The organism is Aromatoleum diolicum, assembly GCF_012910955.1.
Lineage (GTDB): Bacteria > Pseudomonadota > Gammaproteobacteria > Burkholderiales > Rhodocyclaceae > Aromatoleum > Aromatoleum diolicum.
Genome location: NZ_WTVQ01000003.1, coordinates 74,051 through 91,871 on the forward strand (window position 1 = coordinate 74,051; position 17,821 = coordinate 91,871).

Genomic DNA, 17,821 nt, shown 5'->3' on the forward strand with positions numbered 1-17,821 from the left:
TTGTTCAGGTCGTTTGCTTGCAGACGGCAGTGGAAGTCAGCTCGGGTTTCCTGAGGACGTAAAAGACATAGCCGTAATTGCCCTCCGCGGAGTCGAAAATCCGGATCCCCTTGAGCGTTTGATCCGCAAAATTGCGCACGGCCTGTTCGGGGTGCTGCAGCAGGGATTTCGCGAGCGGTTCGAGTTTGTCGTAATACCCGTCGATCCAGGCTGCTTTCGACAGCAGGTGCGTGGCGATCACATCGTAGCCCGCGTCCCGCGCGATCGCGAGGTTCTGGTCGGCGGTCCGCATGTCAGGGTACCCGGACTGAAAATAGGCGCGTACGGGATCAGGGACTTCCTCGCGCAACCAGGACAATTCACTGACCACCGCATACCCGCCCGGCCTGATGGCCCGGAACCAGGTCTTGAGCGCGTTGGGGAAGCCCATGTGGTATGCGGCACATTCCGCCCAGAGCAGATCGATTTCGGGAAACGTCTGCGGGATGTCCGCCATGTCGATGCAATGCGTTTCGACAAGATGTTCAAGGCCGGACTCCGCCGAATATCGGGCGAGGCTCGCCAGATGTCGTTCGGATGTATCGACCGCATGCACTCTTGTCCGAAGACCGTTTGCCAGGGCGAGGGTCTGGCGGCCGACGCCGCTTCCGGCGTCGACGATCACCGCAAAGGCGTCATGCGGGATCATGGCCAGCACTTGCAGCGTGTCGGCGTTGCTTCCAGGGCCTAGTTTTTCCATTTTTCGGATCGCGGTTGGATGGGATTGTTCGTCGTGCGCAGGCGGTCCTATTCGAGCAGATAGTAAGCTGCCGTCGCGCCGCGGTTGGCCCTGGCCTTGTCGAGTTCGCTGCGGGCCAGCACGCGCAGATGAACTTCGTCCGGACCGTCGAAGAAGCGCATCGCCCGGCCCCAGGTCCAGAACAGCGACAGGGGCGTGTCCGGCGTCAGCCCCATCGCGCCGAACACCTGCATGGCGCGGTCGAGGACGCGCGTTTGCAACTGGGCGGCGACGAGCTTGATGGCCGAGACATCGACGCGCGCGGCCTGATTGCCGCGCTGGTCCATCAGCCACGCGGCGCGCAGGACGAGCAGGCGCGCCTGGTCGATCTCGACGCGCGAGTGGGCGATCCACTCCTGGATGTTGGCGAAGTCGCTCAGATACTTGCCGAAGGTGCGGCGCTCCAGGGCGCGCTCGCACATCATTTCAAGCGCGAGTTCGCACTGGCCGATGGTGCGCATGCAGTGATGGACGCGTCCCGGTCCGAGGCGCGCCTGGGCCAGCGCGAAGCCGTTGCCTTCCTCGCCGAGCAGGTTCTCCGCCGGGACGCGGACATCGCGGAAGACGATTTCGCAATGCCCCTCCGGCGCCAGGTGGTGCATCACCGGGATGTTGCGAACGATCTGCACGCCGGGCGTGCTCATCGGCACGATCACCATCGAATGGCGACAGTGCGCCTTCTCGTCCGCTGCGTCCTTCGTCAGGCCCATGACGATTGCAAACTCGCAGCGAGGATGGGCGGCGCCGGTGACGAACCACTTGCGGCCATTGATGACGTAGTCGTCGCCGTCGCGCCGGATACTGGTGCGGATGTTGGTCGCGTCGGATGAGGCAACGTCGGGTTCCGTCATGGCGAAGCACGAGCGGATGCGGCCCTCGAGCAGGGGGCGCAGCCAGCGCTCGTACTGGATTTCCGTGGCGTGCAGGTGCAGCAGTTCCATGTTGCCGGTGTCGGGGGCGCTGCAGTTGAACACCTCCGATGACCACGGAATCCGGCCCATGGCTTCGGCCAGCGGGGCGTATTCCAGGTTGCCGAGCCGGGTGCCCGGTTCGTTCTCGCGCAGCCCGGGGAGGAACAGGTTCCACAGCCCTTCTTCGCGCGCGATGGCCTTGAGCGGCTCGATCACCGCCAGCGGATACTCGCCGCGTTCGACGCACTGGTGCCATTTTAGATTGACCGGCAGTACGCGCCGGCTCATGAAGTGGCGCAACACTCCCAGGGCCGTTTCGGTTTTCTCTGAATAGTCGAAGTCCATCGGGTTCGGTTCCTCGTGTCCGGCCTCGTCATCCATCGATCCGTGCCGATGGGGAAATGCGAGGTCTCGGGTGATTATAGACGACCGACTGGGCGGTCGTGTATCGTGCGTGTCAACTAAACGTGGTGATGGGCGGCTTTCCCGGGAATCCGGGTCACGTCGTGGCGAGGGAGTCCGGTGTGGGCGCTGCGCGAACGCGAAGTGGAGGCAGATGGTGCAGGGGAGCTGCGGGACAAATCCGGGTGGGCGGTATGGCGGCAGAAGGGCCTGAGGCATGGCGGCCGGTGACCGCGCACGGCCAGGACGGCGAGCATGCGGCGGATGCCGGTCACGACCGGGCGTCGCCGGTCTGCCCGCTGATCCCGAGCCGGATGAAGTACACGTGCTCGGGACGCTGCAAGGGGTGCAGCCCGGTCGGCCGCGTGACGAAGCCGGGGCCGGCGGACGGGGCTGGCGAAATTTCGTGAGGAGGACGACGGGTGTGCAAGGCAACACGTCGACCGATTGACACCCGACCGGTCGGTCGGGTACTCTAGGTCATGTCAGCGTACGCACATTCGCAAGGACGCTCCGTCGCCCACGCCGGGTCGGGGCTGCGTCATCAATTCAGAGAGGTCGCCAGAAATGGATTTTGAGCAATCGAAGAAGTCACTTGAGTGGATGGAGCGGGTCCGAGTTTTCATGGACGAGCATGTCTATCCGGCCATTCCGGTCTATCACCAGCAGGCCGCCAGCATCGATCGCTGGACGGAGACACCGCCAGTGTTCGAGGAACTCAAGGCGAAGGCGCGTGCCGAAGGGCTGTGGAACATCTTCATGCCGCCGTCGGATCATGACGACGACTTCTTCAGGAGCATCGGCCTGACCAACGTCGAGTACGCGCCGATCGCGGAGCTGATGGGGCGCGTGTCCTTCGCGTCCGAGGTGTTCAACTGCATGGCGCCGGACACCGGCAACTTCGAGGTGCTGCACCGCTACGGCACGGCCGACCAGAAGCGCCGCTTCATGGTGCCGCTGATGAACGGCGAGACGCGCTCGGCCTTCCTGATGACCGAGCCGAAGGTGGCGTCGTCCGATGCGCGGAATATCCGCACCGAGATCCGCCGCGACGGCGACGACTACGTGATCAACGGCCACAAGTGGTGGTCGTCGGGCGCGGGCCATCCGCACTGCGCGTTCTTCATCGTGATGGGCAAGACCGATCCGGACGCGGAGACCTATCGCCAGCAGTCGATGATCCTGGTGCCGCGCGACACGCCGGGGGTGACGGTGGTGCGCCACCTCAACGTGTTCGGCTTCGACCACGCGCCGCACGGGCACTTCGAGGTGATCCTCGACAACGTGCGCGTACCGGCGGAGAACCTGGTCCTCGGCGAGGGTCGCGGCTTCGAGATCGCGCAGGGCCGCCTCGGGCCGGGCCGCATCCATCACTGCATGCGCAACATCGCGTCGGCGGAGGTTGCGCTCGAGCGGATGTGCATCCGCCTGATGTCGCGTGAAGCGTTCGGCAAGAAGATCAACGAGCACTCGGTGTGGGAGGAGCGCATCGCCAAAGCGCGCATCGACATCGAGATGGTGCGCCTGCTGTGCATGAAGGCGGCCTACATGATGGACACGGTCGGCAACAAGGCCGCGCGCGGCGAAATCGCGATGATCAAGGTCGTCGCCCCGCAGGTGGCCCAGCGCATCATCGACATGGCCATTCAGGCACACGGCGGCGGCGGTGTTTCGCAGGATTTCGGGCTCGCCGAGATGTACGCGAATACCCGGATCGTGCGATTGACCGACGGCCCGGACGAGGTGCATTGTCGAACGGTGGCCAAGCTCGAGTGTCGCAAGTACGAAGGGCGCGACTACGCGAGCATCAAGGCGTATTCGAAGTGATGGCGAAGTAGCGGTGAAGTGATGGCGAAGTGACCCGCGCGGGGCGGCGCGAGCGCGCCCGTCCCCGGCAGGGATAACGATATGGTTGGAGGGACAGAGAGTGACAGCGTCGGTGAAAAGCGGTAAGTGGGAGGATGTCGAGCTCAAGACCACCTGCTACGGTTGCCCGGCAGGCACTTGCGGCATGCTCGCGCGTCGGGTCGATGGCGTGGTCGTATCCTTGCGCGGCGACCCCGAGGATCCCTTCAGCCAGGGCAAGCTGTGCGCGAAGGGCCAGGCGCAGCTGATGATGGCCTACAGCAAGCGGCGCGTGACGAAGCCCCTCAAGCGCACGAATCCCGAGAAGGGCATCGGCGTCGATCCGCGCTGGGTCGAGATCAGCTACGAGGAAGCGGTCGCGATCACGGCCGAGAAGGTCAAGCATTGCCGGGATGTTGATCCGGGTGGTTTGGTCTTCGCGACTTCCGATTTCACGACCCTGCCGTGGTTCCTGCCTTCGCTGCTGATCTCGTTCGGCAGCTTCAACCACACTTCGGGCGGCCGCGCGTTCTGCGGCAACAACGTGCACCCGGTGCTGCAGCAGGTGCATGGCGGCTTCCACGTCGGCCCCGACTTCCACTTCTGCAATCACCTGATGTTGTTCGGCTCGAACAAGGGGGCGATGTCGAACTGGGCGGCGGTGACCGCGACCCTCGAGATGGCGCGCGCGCGCCGTCGCGGCATGAAGCTGGTGGTCATCGACCCGTGGTGCTCGAACGCGGCGTCCATCGCCGACGAGTGGGTGCCGATCCGCCCCGGCACCGACGGCGCGCTGGTCATGGCGATGATCAACGTGATGGTCAATGAGCTCGGCATGTACGACGTCGAGTTCGTGCGCAAGCTGAGCAACGGCACCTACCTGATCCGCGACGCGGACGGGCACTACGCCCGCGATCCGGTGACGGGCAAGCCGCAGCTGTGGGATACGAGCGATCAGAAGGCCAAGGTGTACGACGATCCGTCGCTCGCCGTGCCGGCGCTGGAGGGCAGCTTCGTGGTCGACGGCGAGCCTTGCACGCCCGCCTTCCAGCTCCTCAGGAAGCACCTGACCAAGTTCACGCCCGAGAGCGCCGCCGAGATCACGACCGTGCCGGCGCACACGATCCGGCGCCTCGCGCGCGAGTTCGCGACCGCGGCCTCGGTCGGATCGACGATCGAGATGGACGGCCACACGCTGCCGCTGCGTCCGGCGTGCGCGCACTGGTACAAGGGCATCAGCCAGCACTCGCAGGGTTTCGAGCAGGGTCTGGCGATCGCGATGCTGAACACCATCGTCGGCGCGGTGGACGTGCCCGGCGGGCTGCTCGCCGACACCGTCTTTGCGCATCACCCCGAGTTCTCCGAGAACAGCACCTGGATGGGCGCCGGTTCGGGCATGCGCGAGCGCGACGGCCTTGTCGCGGCGGGCAAGATCGCGACCTACGGCGACTCCTTCCCGGCGCCCTTCCCGATGAAGGACGTGCCCAAGCCGTACAACATGTCGGCGGACTCGCTGGCGGCGGTGGGTTCGTACAACAGCGGCCTGGTGAGCAAGGTCAGCGTGCTGGAGCCGAAGACGTTCAACGACAAGGTGCCGCACAACCCGATGGTGTATGTGCAGGTGGTGTCGAACGACATCCTCAACGAGGGCAACCCCAAGCAGCAGGCGGACTTCCACCGGAAATTCGGCTTCCAGCTGTCGATCGTGCCGAACATCGATGAGACGGCCGAGTTCGCCGACATCATCTTCCCGACGCAGACGCAGCTCGAACGACTCGACATGGGGGCGAACAACATCCCCGACACGATGGGCTCGACGGCGACCAACGAGTACTGCATCAACCTGCGCCAGCCGGTCGTGCCGACCGACTACAAGCACAACGTCGACATCTGGATCGACATCGCGGAGAAGGCGGGCTTCCTGCCGGCCTTCAACCAGACGGTCAACCAGTTCCTCGAACTGAAGGGCGAATGGGCGCTGGAAGCCGGCAAGAAGTACGACAACAAGAATCTCATGGAGCGCTGGATCCGGTCGATGACCGCCGGCAAGCTCTCGCTCGAGGACGTCGCCAAGGAAGGGCGCATCCGCTGGGCGAAAACCGTGCAGGAAAAGTATCCGCGTCCGTTCTACAAGAGCCGCATCCCGGTGTATTACGAGTACTTCCTCGAAGCCGGCGCGCGCGTCAAGGCAACGACCGACTCGATCGGCATGGACTGGGACGTGTCGCGCTACAAGCCGCTGGTCGACTGGTACCCGGCGCCGGGACACGGGCGCGGCCAGAACGGCTACGAGCTGTTCGCGGTGAGCTTCAAGTGGCCCTTCCTGACCAGCACCTTCTCGAACTTCAACCCGTGGCTCGCGGAGCTGGCGCAGTACCACCCCTACGTTGGCAAGATCATCCTCAACCGCAGTTACGCCGAGTCGCAGGGCCTGCGCGACGGCGACCGCGTGGTGGCGGAGAACCTGCGCGGGCGCCGGGTGGAGGGCGTCCTGCTGCTTAGCGAGTGCATCCATCCGGAATGCGTCGGGATGGACCACCACGGCGGGAGCTGGGCAAAGGCCCTGCCGCCGCGGCGCAAGAACACCGGGCCGCACTTCGGCGAGCTGCTCGATTACGACATGAAGAATCTCGACATCATGGACGGCGCGTTCGAGGCCAGTCCGAAACTGCGGGTCACGCGCGTGGGCTGACGCCCGCCGCGTGGCGACGACGACAAACGAGATCGAAAAATTATTTCCCCACGGATTGCAGGAGGTTGGTACTGATGGCTCGACTGGGAATGGTCATTGACTTGAAGGTGTGTGTGGGTTGCCATGCGTGCACGGCTGCCTGCAAAGCCACCAACGGCACGCCGCCGGACATCTACTTCGCGCGCGTGCATGAACGGGAGGTCGGCGTGTATCCGAATGCGCGCCGTGAGTTCCTGCCGGTACTGTGCAACCACTGCGAGGATCCGCCGTGTGTGCCGGTGTGCCCGACCGGGGCGAGCTACAAGCGCGAGGACGGCATCGTCGCCGTCAAGAGCGACCTGTGCATCGGCTGCCGCAGCTGCGCGACCTCGTGTCCGTACGAGCATCGCCACTACGTCAAGCCGGGCATCCTGGAAACCGGGTACTTCAACGGCGAACTGTCGATCTACGAGAAGGCGAAGTACAGCCGCTGGGACTCAGGCACGGTGATCAAGTGCGACTTCTGCATGGATCGCGTGGATCAGGGGCTGCAGCCGGCCTGCGTCGAGACCTGTCCGGCGGAGGCGCGAATATTCGGCGATCTCGCGGACCCGGAAAGCGCCCCGAGCAAGCTGCTGAGCGAACGCGAGTCGTTCACGCTGCTGCCCGATGCCGGCACCAAGCCGAGCGTGCATTACCTCAAGGCCTGATGCGGCCCGCGCCCATCACCTGATCCAAAGGAATCGATGTCATGAGCCTTAAGTACCAGACCGGCGTTCGCTTCAATCATCACCTGGGCCCCCAGGAAACTCTGAGCTTCATGGGGGAGGGGGTGGGCGCGGCGTTGTTCGCGATCGCTTTCTTCACCGGGCAGTGGCTGTTCGCGGTGCCCGGCATCCTGTTCGTGGTCGGCGCCGTCGTCGCGCTGCTCGGACACCTCGGCAACCCGCAGCGCGCCTGGCGCGCCGTGACGCGGGTGGGCACGTCGTGGGTAAGCCGCGGGACGCTCTTCATCGGCGTCTTCGTGGGCATCGCGACGCTTGCGGTGGCGGCGGGCTATCTGGGTATGACTGCGCTGCAGGGACCGCTGGCCTTCGCGGCGCTGGTGGTGGCGGTGCCCGTGATGGCCTACGCGGGAATGTTGCTGCGTTCGATACGCGCGATCCGCCTGTGGCGCGGCCCTTTCGTTCCGCTGGCCTTCGTCGCGCACTCGCTGGCGTCGGCATTGACCCTCGCTTGGGCGCTGATGCCCGTGCTGGCGGGATCGGACGCCGCACCGTGGCTGCAGCCGGCGGCGATGGTGAGCCTCGTTGCCAGCGCACTGGTGTCGCTGCTGCATCTGTTGCGCGCAGAGCGCAGCGCCGGGGTGCAGGCGTCCTTCGAGCGGCTGTTCCGCGGCGACCTCCGGTCGAGCTTCATTGTCGGCGGGGTTGTTTGCGGCATCGTCATTCCGCTGGTGGCGATGGCCGTGCTGGCGGCACTTGCCGGCGGCGGTGCGGTGACGGCGCTGATGCTTGCGGTTGCACTGTGCCGGCTGTACGGCGACTTTGCCTACCGCAACGGCGTGGTGCTGGCGGGTGCCTATGAGCCGGTGATGCCCGACTGGCCCATGCGTTCTTTCACGCCGCCAGGGGCCGCACCGGCCTGCGGCACGGCGGGGCATTGAGCGGCCAGCGGCCACTTTAACGGCGGGCGCCGTCCGGCGACCCGCTGCTGTCTTTCGATACGGGTGAGCCGGCGGCAGCCGGAGCGGCGGGCCGCCGGAAGGCGGGGCCCGGCCGTCGGCTGCTGCCCGGTTGCCCGAACAAACCGATGGAGGCATGAATGAAAGCAATCCCCGAGGTGATCGAGGCTGCCCGCGTGGCGCACTGGGACGACCAGGCTGGCGTGATCGTGGTCGGCTATGGCATCGCCGGCGCGTGTGCTGCGCTGGAGGCGCGCCGCGCCGGTGCGGACGTGCTGGTGGTGGAGCGTGCGAGCGGCGGCGGCGGCGCCAGCGCGATGTCGTCGGGCATCTTCTATCTCGGCGGCGGAACGCCGGTGCAGAAGGCGGCCGGCTACGACGACACGCCCGACGAGATGTACAAGTTTCTCATGGCGAGCACCAATGCGCCGGACGCCGCGCTGGTACGGCGCTTCTGCGACGACTGCGTGGAGCACTTCGACTGGCTGGAAGCGCAGGGTGTTCAGTTCGAGCGCAGCTACTATCCGGGCAAGTCGGTGTTCCTGAACACCACGGAATGCCTGATGAGCACGGGCAGCGAGAAGGTGTGGCCGTTCCGCGACGTCGCGCGGCCGGCGCCGCGCGGCCACAAGGTCGCGCGCGCAGGCGACGATGCCGGCTCGCAGGCGATGGAGGCGCTGCTCGCGCGCTGCGCCGCAGAGGGCATCCGCGCGGCCTACGACTGCCAGGTGACGGGGCTGGTGATGGATGCGGACGGGCGCGTGGTCGGGGTGCGCGTGAAGCGGTCGGGCGAGGAGATCCACCTGCGCGCGCGGCGCGGCGTGATCCTTTCGACCGGCGGTTTCAACCTCAACCGCGAGATGCTGGAAGAGCACGTGCCGCAGATGACCGGAAACTCCGAACCGCTGGGTATCCCGTACAACGACGGGGCGGGGATCAAGCTCGGCGTGTCGGCGGGCGGGGCGACGCAGGCGATGGACGGCGTGATCGCGACCGCCTCGTTCTATCCGCCGGCGCAGCTGATCAAGGGCATCCTCGTGAACGCGCGCGGTGAGCGCTTCGTGGCCGAGGATTCGTATCACGGCCGCACCGCCGCGCACATCATCGAGCAGCCCGAGTACAAGGCCTACCTGATCCTCGATGCGGAGATTTTTGCCTATCCGGAGTTGACCGACTATTCGCACCACACGCTGGTGGATGGCTGGGAAACCGTGGAGGAAATGGAGGCGGGACTGAAGTTGCCGGAGGGATCGCTGCAGCGCACGCTCGCGGAGTACAACCGCCATGCGGAGAACGGCGTGGATCCGTTGTTCTACAAGCATCCCGAATGGGTCAAGCCGCTGAACGTCGGCCCGTATGCGGCGTTCGATGTGTCGTTCAACAAATCGACCTACCTGTTCATCACGCTCGGCGGCCTCAAGACAAACGTCGACGGCGAGGTGCTGACGCCGCTGGGCCGCACCGTAGCAGGCCTGTACGCGGCGGGCGCGTGCGTGTCGAGCATTCCGCAGAACGGCGAGGGCTACGCGAGCGGGCTGAGCCTCGGGCCGGGGTCGTTCTTCGGCCGTTGCGCCGGACGTCGCGCGGCGGTTGCGCCGCTCGCCTGATTCGCGGGCCGGAGTGATCTGGATGCGGACCTCCTGCGGTGCAGGGGTCCGCGCGCTTCAGTCGATGATGCGTTGCGGATGCGCGTAGACCATCGCGCGGTCGTCGCGGACGAAACCGCACAGCGTGAGGCCGTGGCGCTGCGCCAGTTCGATCGCCAGGGATGACGGCGCGGAGATCGCGGCCAGCACCTCGAGTCCCGCGCGCACGGCCTTGGCTGCCATTTCGTAGCTCACGCGGCTCGAGATGAAGGCCCCGCAGCCGGCGAAACTCTGCCCGCTGAGGAAGTGGCGGCCGATCACCTTGTCGAGGGCGTTGTGCCGGCCCAGATCCTCGGCGACCGCGAGCAGCTGCAGGTCCGGCCCGAAGAGCGTTGCGCCGTGTGTCCCTCCCGTCGCGCCGAAGACGCGCTGGCGGTCCTGCATTCCTGTGCGGATGGTCGCGAGATCGGCGATGCGCAAGCGCAGGTTGCCGGTGGGCGGCGCCGTGCAGGTGACGCCATCGAAGAGTTGTTCGCGCCCGCCGCACACCCCGCAAGAACTATTCACGACGACGTTGCGGCGGCGCACGTTGGCCTCGTCGGGATGCGCCAGCCGCAGGTTCACGACGTCCGGGCGCTCGTGACAGATCCACATCGCCGCGATGTCGGACAGGGTGTCGATGATCCCCTCGGTGAAGGCGAAGCCCGTGGCCAATGCCAGCGCCTCGGGGATGTCGCCGTCCGCGAGAACGCCGTCCTGGGCCGTGTAACCGACATCGCCCGGAGGCTCGTCGGTCGGCGTCCACATCAGGGAATAGGCGCCGATGCCCTCGACCTCGATGGTCAGCACATCCTCGCGCACGACCTGGCATTCCGGAATCGTGCGTCGCCCGCCTGCCGCCGAATGGTGCTCGGCAGTCGCCGGCGTGACGCCGAACAGGCGCGGAAGGTGATCTCGCGGGACGTTCATGGGCTCGACTCCAGCGCAATGTGTTTGGTGTGTCAATCGCAGCCGGCATGAGGGTGGCTGGTGCGATTGATCTTATCACCAAAAGCCGACCGACTGGTCGGGTGTGATGGATGTTTTTTTGTTCGGCGAAATTCGGCGGCCCGCAAAATAGGGGGAAAACGGCATTGACAACCGACCGGACGGTCGGTACCGTTGTCCCCACTCTGCGCGGTCCCATGATCGCGCAGTTTCGCACCGGTAAAGCTGGAAGTCCCGCAGGCCGCGCAGGGCTCGTCAATGTCGGGACTCTACAAGAACAGGAGGAGTGATGACAATGAAAGGGATGGGCCACGATCCGTCGCGGCGGCGCCTGCTGGCCAATGCCGGACGTAGCGTCGGCGCTGCGGCCATGCTCGGTCTGGGCGTCGGCCAGGCATCCGCGGCGTCGGGCGTGAAATGGGCGCGCGAGGTCGACGTGGTATGCGTGGGTAGCGGCGCCGCGGCGCTCACCGCAGCCGTGACCGCCGCGAACGCGGGCAGCCAGGTGCTGGTGCTGGAGAAGGGGCCCATCACTGGCGGGACGACGCGCAAGTCCGGCGGGGTGTTCTGGATTCCGAACCACTACGCCTTGCGCGAGCGCGGCATCGACGACCGCAAGGAGGACTGCCTCCGCCATCTGTGCCGGGTCTCGTATCCGGAGCGTTACCGGCCGGACAGCCCCACGTTCGGCCTCGATCAGGACGCCTTCGCGCTGTTGGAAGCGTTCTACGACAACGGCTACAAGGCGGTCGACCTGATGCGCAGCCGCGGTGCGTTGCGCATCGCGCAGTTCAACATGTGGCAGCTCAATCGCCCGGCACCGGACTACCAGGATCATCTCCCCGAGGACAAGACCTCGCAGGGGCGTTCGCTGGGCGTGCTCAAGGCCGACGGCAGCAACGGCGGCGGCACCGACTACATCGACCAGCTCGAAGGCTACCTGAAGAAGCAGGGCGTCGAGATCCTGACCGACCACCGCGTGCAGAAACTGATCCTGAACGCCCGCCAGGAAGTGGTCGGCGTCGAAGTCGAGACCGAAGATGGCGTGGTGCAGATCCGCGCCCGCAAGGGCGTCGTCTTCGGCACCGGCGGCTATGCGCACAACCTGGATTACGTGCGCCTCTACCAGCGCACCTTCCTGTACGGCTCCTGCGCGACGCCCTACGCGACCGGCGACTTCATCACGATCGCGGGCACGGCGGGGGCGCGGCTGGGCAACCTCGGCTCGGCGTGGCGCAGCCAGGCGCTCATCGAGGAGTGCATCGAGAATCGCTCTCTTGCGCGCTGCGTCGACATGCCGCCGGGGGACTCGATGTTCATGGTCAACAAGTACGGCGTGCGGGTCGTCAACGAGAAGCGCAACTACAACGACCGCACCGAAGCGCACCTGACCTTCGACCCGAACAACGGCGAGTTCCCGAACCAGCTGCAGTTCATCATCTACGACCAGCGCACGGCCGAGCTCTTCGCCGGCGCCCATCCGCTGCCGGCGACCCCGACCGGGGCGGGCTATGTGATCCAGGGCGGCACGCTCGACGAACTCGCGACGAACATCGCGGCACGGCTCGAGCGCATCCGCGCGCATATCGGCACCGTGAAGCTGGCACCGGAATTCTCGCGCAACCTCAAGCAGACTTTCGAGCGCTTCAACGGTTACGCCAAGCGCGGTGTCGATCCCGATTTCCACCGGGGAGAGGCCGAATACGATCGAGCGTGGGCGCTGTTCTTCCAGCCGGCGCGCGAGAACACGCGCTGGTCGGTGAAAACGGGCCTGCCCAATCCCGCCATGCATCCGCTCCAGGCAAAAGGTCCGTATTACGCGCTGATCGTCGGTGCCGGGGCGCTGGATACCAACGGTGGTCCTGTCGTCGACGCGCAGGCGCGCGTGATCCACGCCAGCGGCAAGCCGATCCCGGGGCTCTACGGGGCGGGCAACTGCATCGCGAGCCCTTCGCGGGAAGCCTATTTCGGCGCCGGCGGCACGATCGGGCCGGCGATGGCCTTCGGTTACATCGCCGGCATGAATGCGGCGGCGGCACCGGTCAAGGAGCTGTAGGCGATGCGTCGGCAAGTGCTGGTCGGCGTGCTGTGCGGCGCGCTCACGGGGATGGCGCAGGCGGGTGACGTCCAGTTCGCGCGCGACGTGGTGCCGATCTTCAAGACGAGCTGCGTGATGTGCCACCTGCCCGGCAACGGGCCGGCGGGACTCGCGCTGCATCCGAAGGGCGGGTACGCGAACCTGGTGGGGATTGCCTCCACGCAGAGTCCGCTGCTGCGCGTTGCTCCCGGTAATCCGGAAGAAAGTTACCTGTATCGCAAGCTCGTCGGCACGCATGCCGGGGCGGGCGGCAGCGGGGAACGGATGCCCTTCGGCGACATGCAGTTGGGCGAGGAACAGATCGACGTGATCCGTCGCTGGATCGCGGACGGCGCGAAGGCTGAATGAGGGGGTTGGGATGCAATTGGATGATCTGAAGGACAAGGTGGTCGTGGTCACCGGAGGCAACTCCGGCATGGGACGCGCGATGGCGATCGGATTCGCCGCGCACGGCGCCCGGGTCGTGGTCGGAGATCGCGCCACGGAGCCGGAGCCGTTCGACGACGCGGCTATCGTGTATCACCAGTGCGACGTGTCGAAGGCACAGGACGTCAAGGAGCTCGTAGGGGTCGCGACTTCGCGTTTCGACCGGCTGGATGTCCTGGTCAATAACGCCGGCATCAACGGCCCGCTGATGCCGCTCGCGGAGCTGCAGGACGAGGCCATCGACGCGGTCCTCGGCGTGAATCTGAAGGGCACGCTGTACGGCCTGAAGTACGGCCTGCAGGCGATGGTCGGACAGGGCGCGGGGGTGATCATCAACATCGCCTCGGTGCAGGGCCTGCGGCCGATCTACGCCGGCGGGTCGATCTACGCCGCGAGCAAGGCGGCGGTGGTATCGCTGACCCGTTCGGCCGCGCATGAATACGGGCAGTACGGCATCCGCGTGATCGGGGTCGCGCCCGGCCCGATCGACACGCCGATGCTGCGCGCGGCGGACGCCACGATGAGCATCGTCAATTCCGTGCCCTTGCACCGCATCGGCACGCCGCAGGAGTTGGCGAACGCCGTGCTGTGGCTCGCGAGCGATGCGGCCTCCTACGTGTCGGGCTGCGTGCTGACGGTCGACGGCGCCTTCCTGGCGGCATAAGGGCATACGGTCCGGTCGGGGCGACGCGCCGACCGGACGTTCCATTGCAGGACTTGAACCCAATCGGGAGAGCACCGTGGCGAGAAGTGTCGAGGAGCGATTGAAGCAGCTGGAAGATGTCAGGGAAATCAACGAACTCAAGGCTCATTACTGCAATGCGGTCGATTGCGGCTGGGATGGCCTCACGCAGGACGGCGACCGGATGGCCGAGCTGTTCGTGGCCGACGGGGCGTGGGAAGCCGTGCCCTCGTTCCGGCTCGACGGGCGCGAGGCGATACGCGAATTTTTCAACTCGAACCCGTTCCCGTTCGGATTTCACGGCGTCACCAATCCGCTGATCAAGATCGAGGGCGATTACGCGACCGGGCAGTGGCACATGCTCTGCCCCTGCGTGAATGCCGACAAGGAGTCGATCTGGTTTGGTGGCATCTACACCGACGAGTTCGTCCGGACGGCGGACGGCTGGCGATTCAAGCGCGTGGCGGTGAGCGCGGCCTTCACCAGCAAGCATCCGCAGGGATGGGAGTGCAGCCAGGCGGGCGCATAGCCGGCGGCATTCGAAGCAGGCAGGCGACATAAGCAATCATAAGAGGAGACAGCAGCATGACGGGTATTACCAACTATCAGTGGATTCTGCAAAAGCGTCCGGAGGGCCGGGTCAAACGCTCCGATTTCGAATTCCGCCAGTCCGAGCTTCCTCCCCTGCAGGCCGGGGAATGTCTCGTGAAGGTGCTGTACATGGCCATGGATCCGGCCACTCGCGGCTGGATGTCGGCGAGCGGCGGGTACCTGGAGCCGCTGCCGCTGGGCGGCCCGGTGATGGGCGTCACGATCGGCAAGGTGGTCGAATCGCGCAATCCTCAGATCGAAGCCGGCACGGTCGTGGCGGGCGTCGGGCAGTGGGCGAAGTACATGATCGTCGGGCCGCAGCAGATCTCCCCGGTGCGCACCGGGTCGCTCGGCATCCTCGCGCCGATGGACGTCTCGACCGGTTTCGAACTGCCGATGTACCTGCACGCGATGGGCACGAGTGGTGGGACGGCCCATCGCGGCCTGTTCGACATCGCCGCGATGAAGGCCGGGGACAAGGTGCTCGTGAGCGGCGCCGCGGGCAGCGTCGGCTCCCTGGTCGCGCAGATGGCGAGGTTGAAGGGCGCGGCCAAGGTGGTCGGCATCGCCGGCGGGGCGGAGAAGTGTGCCACCGTCGTGCGCGATTACGGCTGCGACGCGTGCATCGACTACCGTGCCACCGACAACCTGAGCGCGGCCATCGCGCGCGAGTTTCCGGACGGACTCGACGTGTTCTTCGATAACGTCGGCGGCGACATCCTCGAAGCGGCGATCGACAACCTCGCCAAGGGGGCGCGGATCGCCGTCAGCGGGATGGTCTCGCAGTACAACAACAGCGAACCTGCGCCGGGACCGCGAAACCTCTGGAACCTGGTCGTCAACACGGCCCGCATCGAAGGTTTCCTGGTGGGCGACTACTTCGGCACGCCGGCCAGCGAAGCGGCCTATCGCGAAATCGCCGCCTGGCTGAAAGCGGGCCAGCTGAACGCGCGCCTCGATGTGCGCGAGGATTTCGAGAATACGCCCGATGTCTTCAATCAGCTGTTCACGGGGGGCAACAACGGCCGCCTGGTCATGAAGGTGCCGGACTGAGGACTCTCCCGGTTCGCCGTGTCCGATTCGCTGCCGCCTTGGAGCCCTCGTAAGGGCCCCAAGGCGGCCGGCTGCGCATCTTCCGGTGGCCACCGCCGTTCCCGTTTCTGTCCAGAAGGCCACGCCACGCAAGGGTTTCAGGCAATTTTTGGATAGATAGAAATATATTCTTGACACCCGACCGGTCGGTCGATATTCTTGTTTCGAACGCGGTCACCAAGGTATCCAAAAGTTTCACGCCACCTGGGTGTTGCGTAATCCCCGAGAAGGCGGGCAAGTCTTCGAAAGGCATCGACCGGCCGGTTGGACCGGTCCTCGCGACAGGCGCATTTTCGTGTCGCGACGAAAAAGCCGGCAAGAGACTTCAAGAGTTGTTGGATGAAGACAAATGAAGCGCAGCTCAAAGGAGGAGTTTGACGTGAAGCGAGATTCTGGATTCTGGATTTCTCCGTGGCACCTTCTGCACGGGGTTGCTGCGGCGGCGCTATGCAGCAGTGCCGCATACGCATTCGAAATTACCACCGGCAATGCGGACCTGAACGTTCGCTGGGATAACACCGTCAAGTACAACGCCGGCTGGCGGATCGACGAACGGGACCGCAAGCTCGGGGACTCGTGGGGCATGCAGGGGGGTGAGCACCGGTTCGACCAGGGCGAGATGGTCACCAATCGCTTCGACCTGCTGACCGAATTCGACTTCATCTACAAGAAGAACCATGGCTTCCGCATTTCCGGCGCGGCCTGGTACGACGCCGCGTACGACCGCGACGTCGATGGCAATCCCGCCTATCAGCGGGCCGGCCTGGGTACCGCTTTCCCAAACAATCGCCTGACCGACTCTGTGGCGCGCCCGTACACCAGCTCTGGCGAGATCCTCGATGCCTTCGTGTTCGGGCGCCTCGAAGTGGGCGGCCGGCCGATCGACCTCAAGGCCGGGCGTCACACGGTCTATTGGGGCGAATCGCTGTTCTCGCCGATCCACGGCGTGTCGTATTCGCAGGGGCCGGTCGATTTCCGCAAGGCACTTGCGACGCCGGGTTCCGAGGCGAAGGAGCTGTTCCTTCCGTTGAACCAGCTGTCGTTCGCGGCGCAGGTGACCGACAAGCTGTCGGTCGCGGGCCAGTACTTCCTGGAGTGGAAGCCGTACCGGCTCGCCGAAGGCAGCACCTACTTCAACACCTTCGATCCCTTGTTCCAGCGCGGCACCAACTTCCTCGGCATTCCGTACCACGGCAATCTGAAGTCCGGGCCTCACGAGATTCCGGACGACGCGGGTAGCTGGGGCATCAATGCCAAGCTGGCGACCGATGTGGGCACGGTTGGCGTCTACTACCGCCGCTTCGACGACAAGCTTCCCGCGGTGCTGAGCACCGGCGGCAGCTTCGGCGAGCTTCACAATGCCTATGCGGAAGACGTGAAGCTGATGGGGGCAAGTTTGTCGACGCTCGTGGGGGGAACGGCGATCGGCGCCGAAGTCGTGCATCGCCGGAATACGGCCTTGAACACGGCGTTCGGTTCGGCGGAAATCGCCCGCGGCGACACCTGGCATGCGTTGGTGAATGCGATCTCGTATTTCGGCAAGACCGCGCTGTTTGATTCGGCGACGCTGCTGGCGGAACTCACCTACAGCCGCCTCGATCGACTCGACAACAAGACCAAGGCGTTTTACGCCGGGGTCGGGCATGCCTGTGCCGACTCGTTTGGCGGCCGCGGCAGCCGGGATGACGGCTGCGCGACGCGCGATGCCTGGGGTATGGGTTTCACCTTCACGCCCACCTGGTTCTCCGCCTTGCCGCAGACCGACATCACGATGCCGATCCACTTCGACACGGGCCTCAGCGGCAACTCGCCCGTCCCGGCGGGGGGCAACGAGGGCAACGGCAGCTGGAGCATCGGTCTGGGCTTCGACTACCAGGCGAAGTACAAGCTCGACGTTGCCTACACCGACTATTTCGGCGACTACAACAAGGGCCCCAACCCGCTCGCCTTCGTCCCTGGCATCAGCCCCGTCGTGATGGGTACCGCCAGTGGAGGCATGGCGCCGCTGCATGACCGCGGCTGGTTGTCCGTGACTTTCAAGACAACCTTCTGAGAATCGACAGGAGAT

General features: G+C 65.5%; 14 protein-coding genes. 11 read left to right on the forward strand and 3 right to left on the reverse strand.

Annotated elements, in window-relative coordinates; translation table 11 throughout:
* Positions 1-4: 4 nt before the first annotated feature.
* Together GPA25_RS02590 and GPA25_RS02595 are read right to left on the reverse strand one after the other, a co-directional pair.
* Positions 5-739: a class I SAM-dependent methyltransferase gene (locus GPA25_RS02590; RefSeq protein WP_169258790.1), complete on the reverse strand. Its 735-nt coding sequence runs from the start codon at positions 737-739 to the stop codon at positions 5-7.
* A gap of 47 nt (positions 740-786) precedes the next feature.
* The gene (locus tag GPA25_RS02595; protein WP_246265253.1) at positions 787-2,070 is read right to left on the reverse strand and encodes an acyl-CoA dehydrogenase family protein; all 1,284 of its coding nucleotides are present in this window, start codon (positions 2,068-2,070) and stop codon (positions 787-789) included.
* 624 nt (positions 2,071-2,694) lie between these two features.
* On the opposite strand from GPA25_RS02595, the gene GPA25_RS02600 reads away from it, so the two are divergent.
* From GPA25_RS02600 to GPA25_RS02620, 5 genes are all read left to right on the forward strand, one after another.
* Positions 2,695-3,918 carry an acyl-CoA dehydrogenase family protein gene (locus GPA25_RS02600; protein ID WP_281357679.1) on the forward strand — a complete coding sequence of 408 codons (1,224 nt, stop codon included), beginning with the start codon at positions 2,695-2,697 and terminating at the stop codon, positions 3,916-3,918.
* A 112-nt stretch (positions 3,919-4,030) separates the two neighbouring features.
* On the forward strand, positions 4,031-6,628 hold the full coding sequence (locus GPA25_RS02605) for a molybdopterin-dependent oxidoreductase (RefSeq protein WP_169258792.1): 2,598 nt from the start codon (positions 4,031-4,033) through the stop codon (positions 6,626-6,628).
* A gap of 74 nt (positions 6,629-6,702) precedes the next feature.
* Positions 6,703-7,317, forward strand: coding sequence for a 4Fe-4S dicluster domain-containing protein (locus tag GPA25_RS02610; protein ID WP_224793128.1), 615 nt, complete (start codon positions 6,703-6,705; stop codon positions 7,315-7,317).
* Positions 7,318-7,358: 41 nt separating this feature from the next.
* The gene (locus GPA25_RS02615) at positions 7,359-8,273 is read left to right on the forward strand and encodes a DmsC/YnfH family molybdoenzyme membrane anchor subunit (protein ID WP_169258793.1); all 915 of its coding nucleotides are present in this window, start codon (positions 7,359-7,361) and stop codon (positions 8,271-8,273) included.
* A 158-nt stretch (positions 8,274-8,431) separates the two neighbouring features.
* Complete coding sequence (locus GPA25_RS02620) at positions 8,432-9,898, forward strand: FAD-binding protein (protein WP_169258794.1); 1,467 nt, start codon at positions 8,432-8,434, stop codon at positions 9,896-9,898.
* A gap of 57 nt (positions 9,899-9,955) precedes the next feature.
* Here the strand turns inward: GPA25_RS02620 and fdhD are convergent, their stop codons facing one another.
* Positions 9,956-10,846: a formate dehydrogenase accessory sulfurtransferase FdhD gene (gene fdhD, locus GPA25_RS02625; protein WP_169258795.1), complete on the reverse strand. Its 891-nt coding sequence runs from the start codon at positions 10,844-10,846 to the stop codon at positions 9,956-9,958.
* Positions 10,847-11,153: 307 nt separating this feature from the next.
* Between fdhD and GPA25_RS02630 the strand changes: the two genes are divergently transcribed.
* From GPA25_RS02630 to GPA25_RS02655, 6 genes are all read left to right on the forward strand, one after another.
* Positions 11,154-12,920 carry an FAD-dependent oxidoreductase gene (locus GPA25_RS02630; RefSeq protein ID WP_169258796.1) on the forward strand — a complete coding sequence of 589 codons (1,767 nt, stop codon included), beginning with the start codon at positions 11,154-11,156 and terminating at the stop codon, positions 12,918-12,920.
* A gap of 3 nt (positions 12,921-12,923) precedes the next feature.
* Positions 12,924-13,310, forward strand: coding sequence for a hypothetical protein (locus GPA25_RS02635; RefSeq protein WP_169258797.1), 387 nt, complete (start codon positions 12,924-12,926; stop codon positions 13,308-13,310).
* A gap of 10 nt (positions 13,311-13,320) precedes the next feature.
* Positions 13,321-14,052: an SDR family NAD(P)-dependent oxidoreductase gene (locus GPA25_RS02640; protein ID WP_169258798.1), complete on the forward strand. Its 732-nt coding sequence runs from the start codon at positions 13,321-13,323 to the stop codon at positions 14,050-14,052.
* Positions 14,053-14,128: 76 nt separating this feature from the next.
* Complete coding sequence (locus GPA25_RS02645) at positions 14,129-14,599, forward strand: nuclear transport factor 2 family protein (protein WP_169258799.1); 471 nt, start codon at positions 14,129-14,131, stop codon at positions 14,597-14,599.
* A 56-nt stretch (positions 14,600-14,655) separates the two neighbouring features.
* The gene (locus GPA25_RS02650) at positions 14,656-15,714 is read left to right on the forward strand and encodes an NADP-dependent oxidoreductase (RefSeq protein ID WP_169258800.1); all 1,059 of its coding nucleotides are present in this window, start codon (positions 14,656-14,658) and stop codon (positions 15,712-15,714) included.
* 418 nt (positions 15,715-16,132) lie between these two features.
* Positions 16,133-17,806, forward strand: coding sequence for a DUF1302 domain-containing protein (locus GPA25_RS02655; RefSeq protein WP_343034808.1), 1,674 nt, complete (start codon positions 16,133-16,135; stop codon positions 17,804-17,806).
* Positions 17,807-17,821 lie beyond the last annotated feature (15 nt).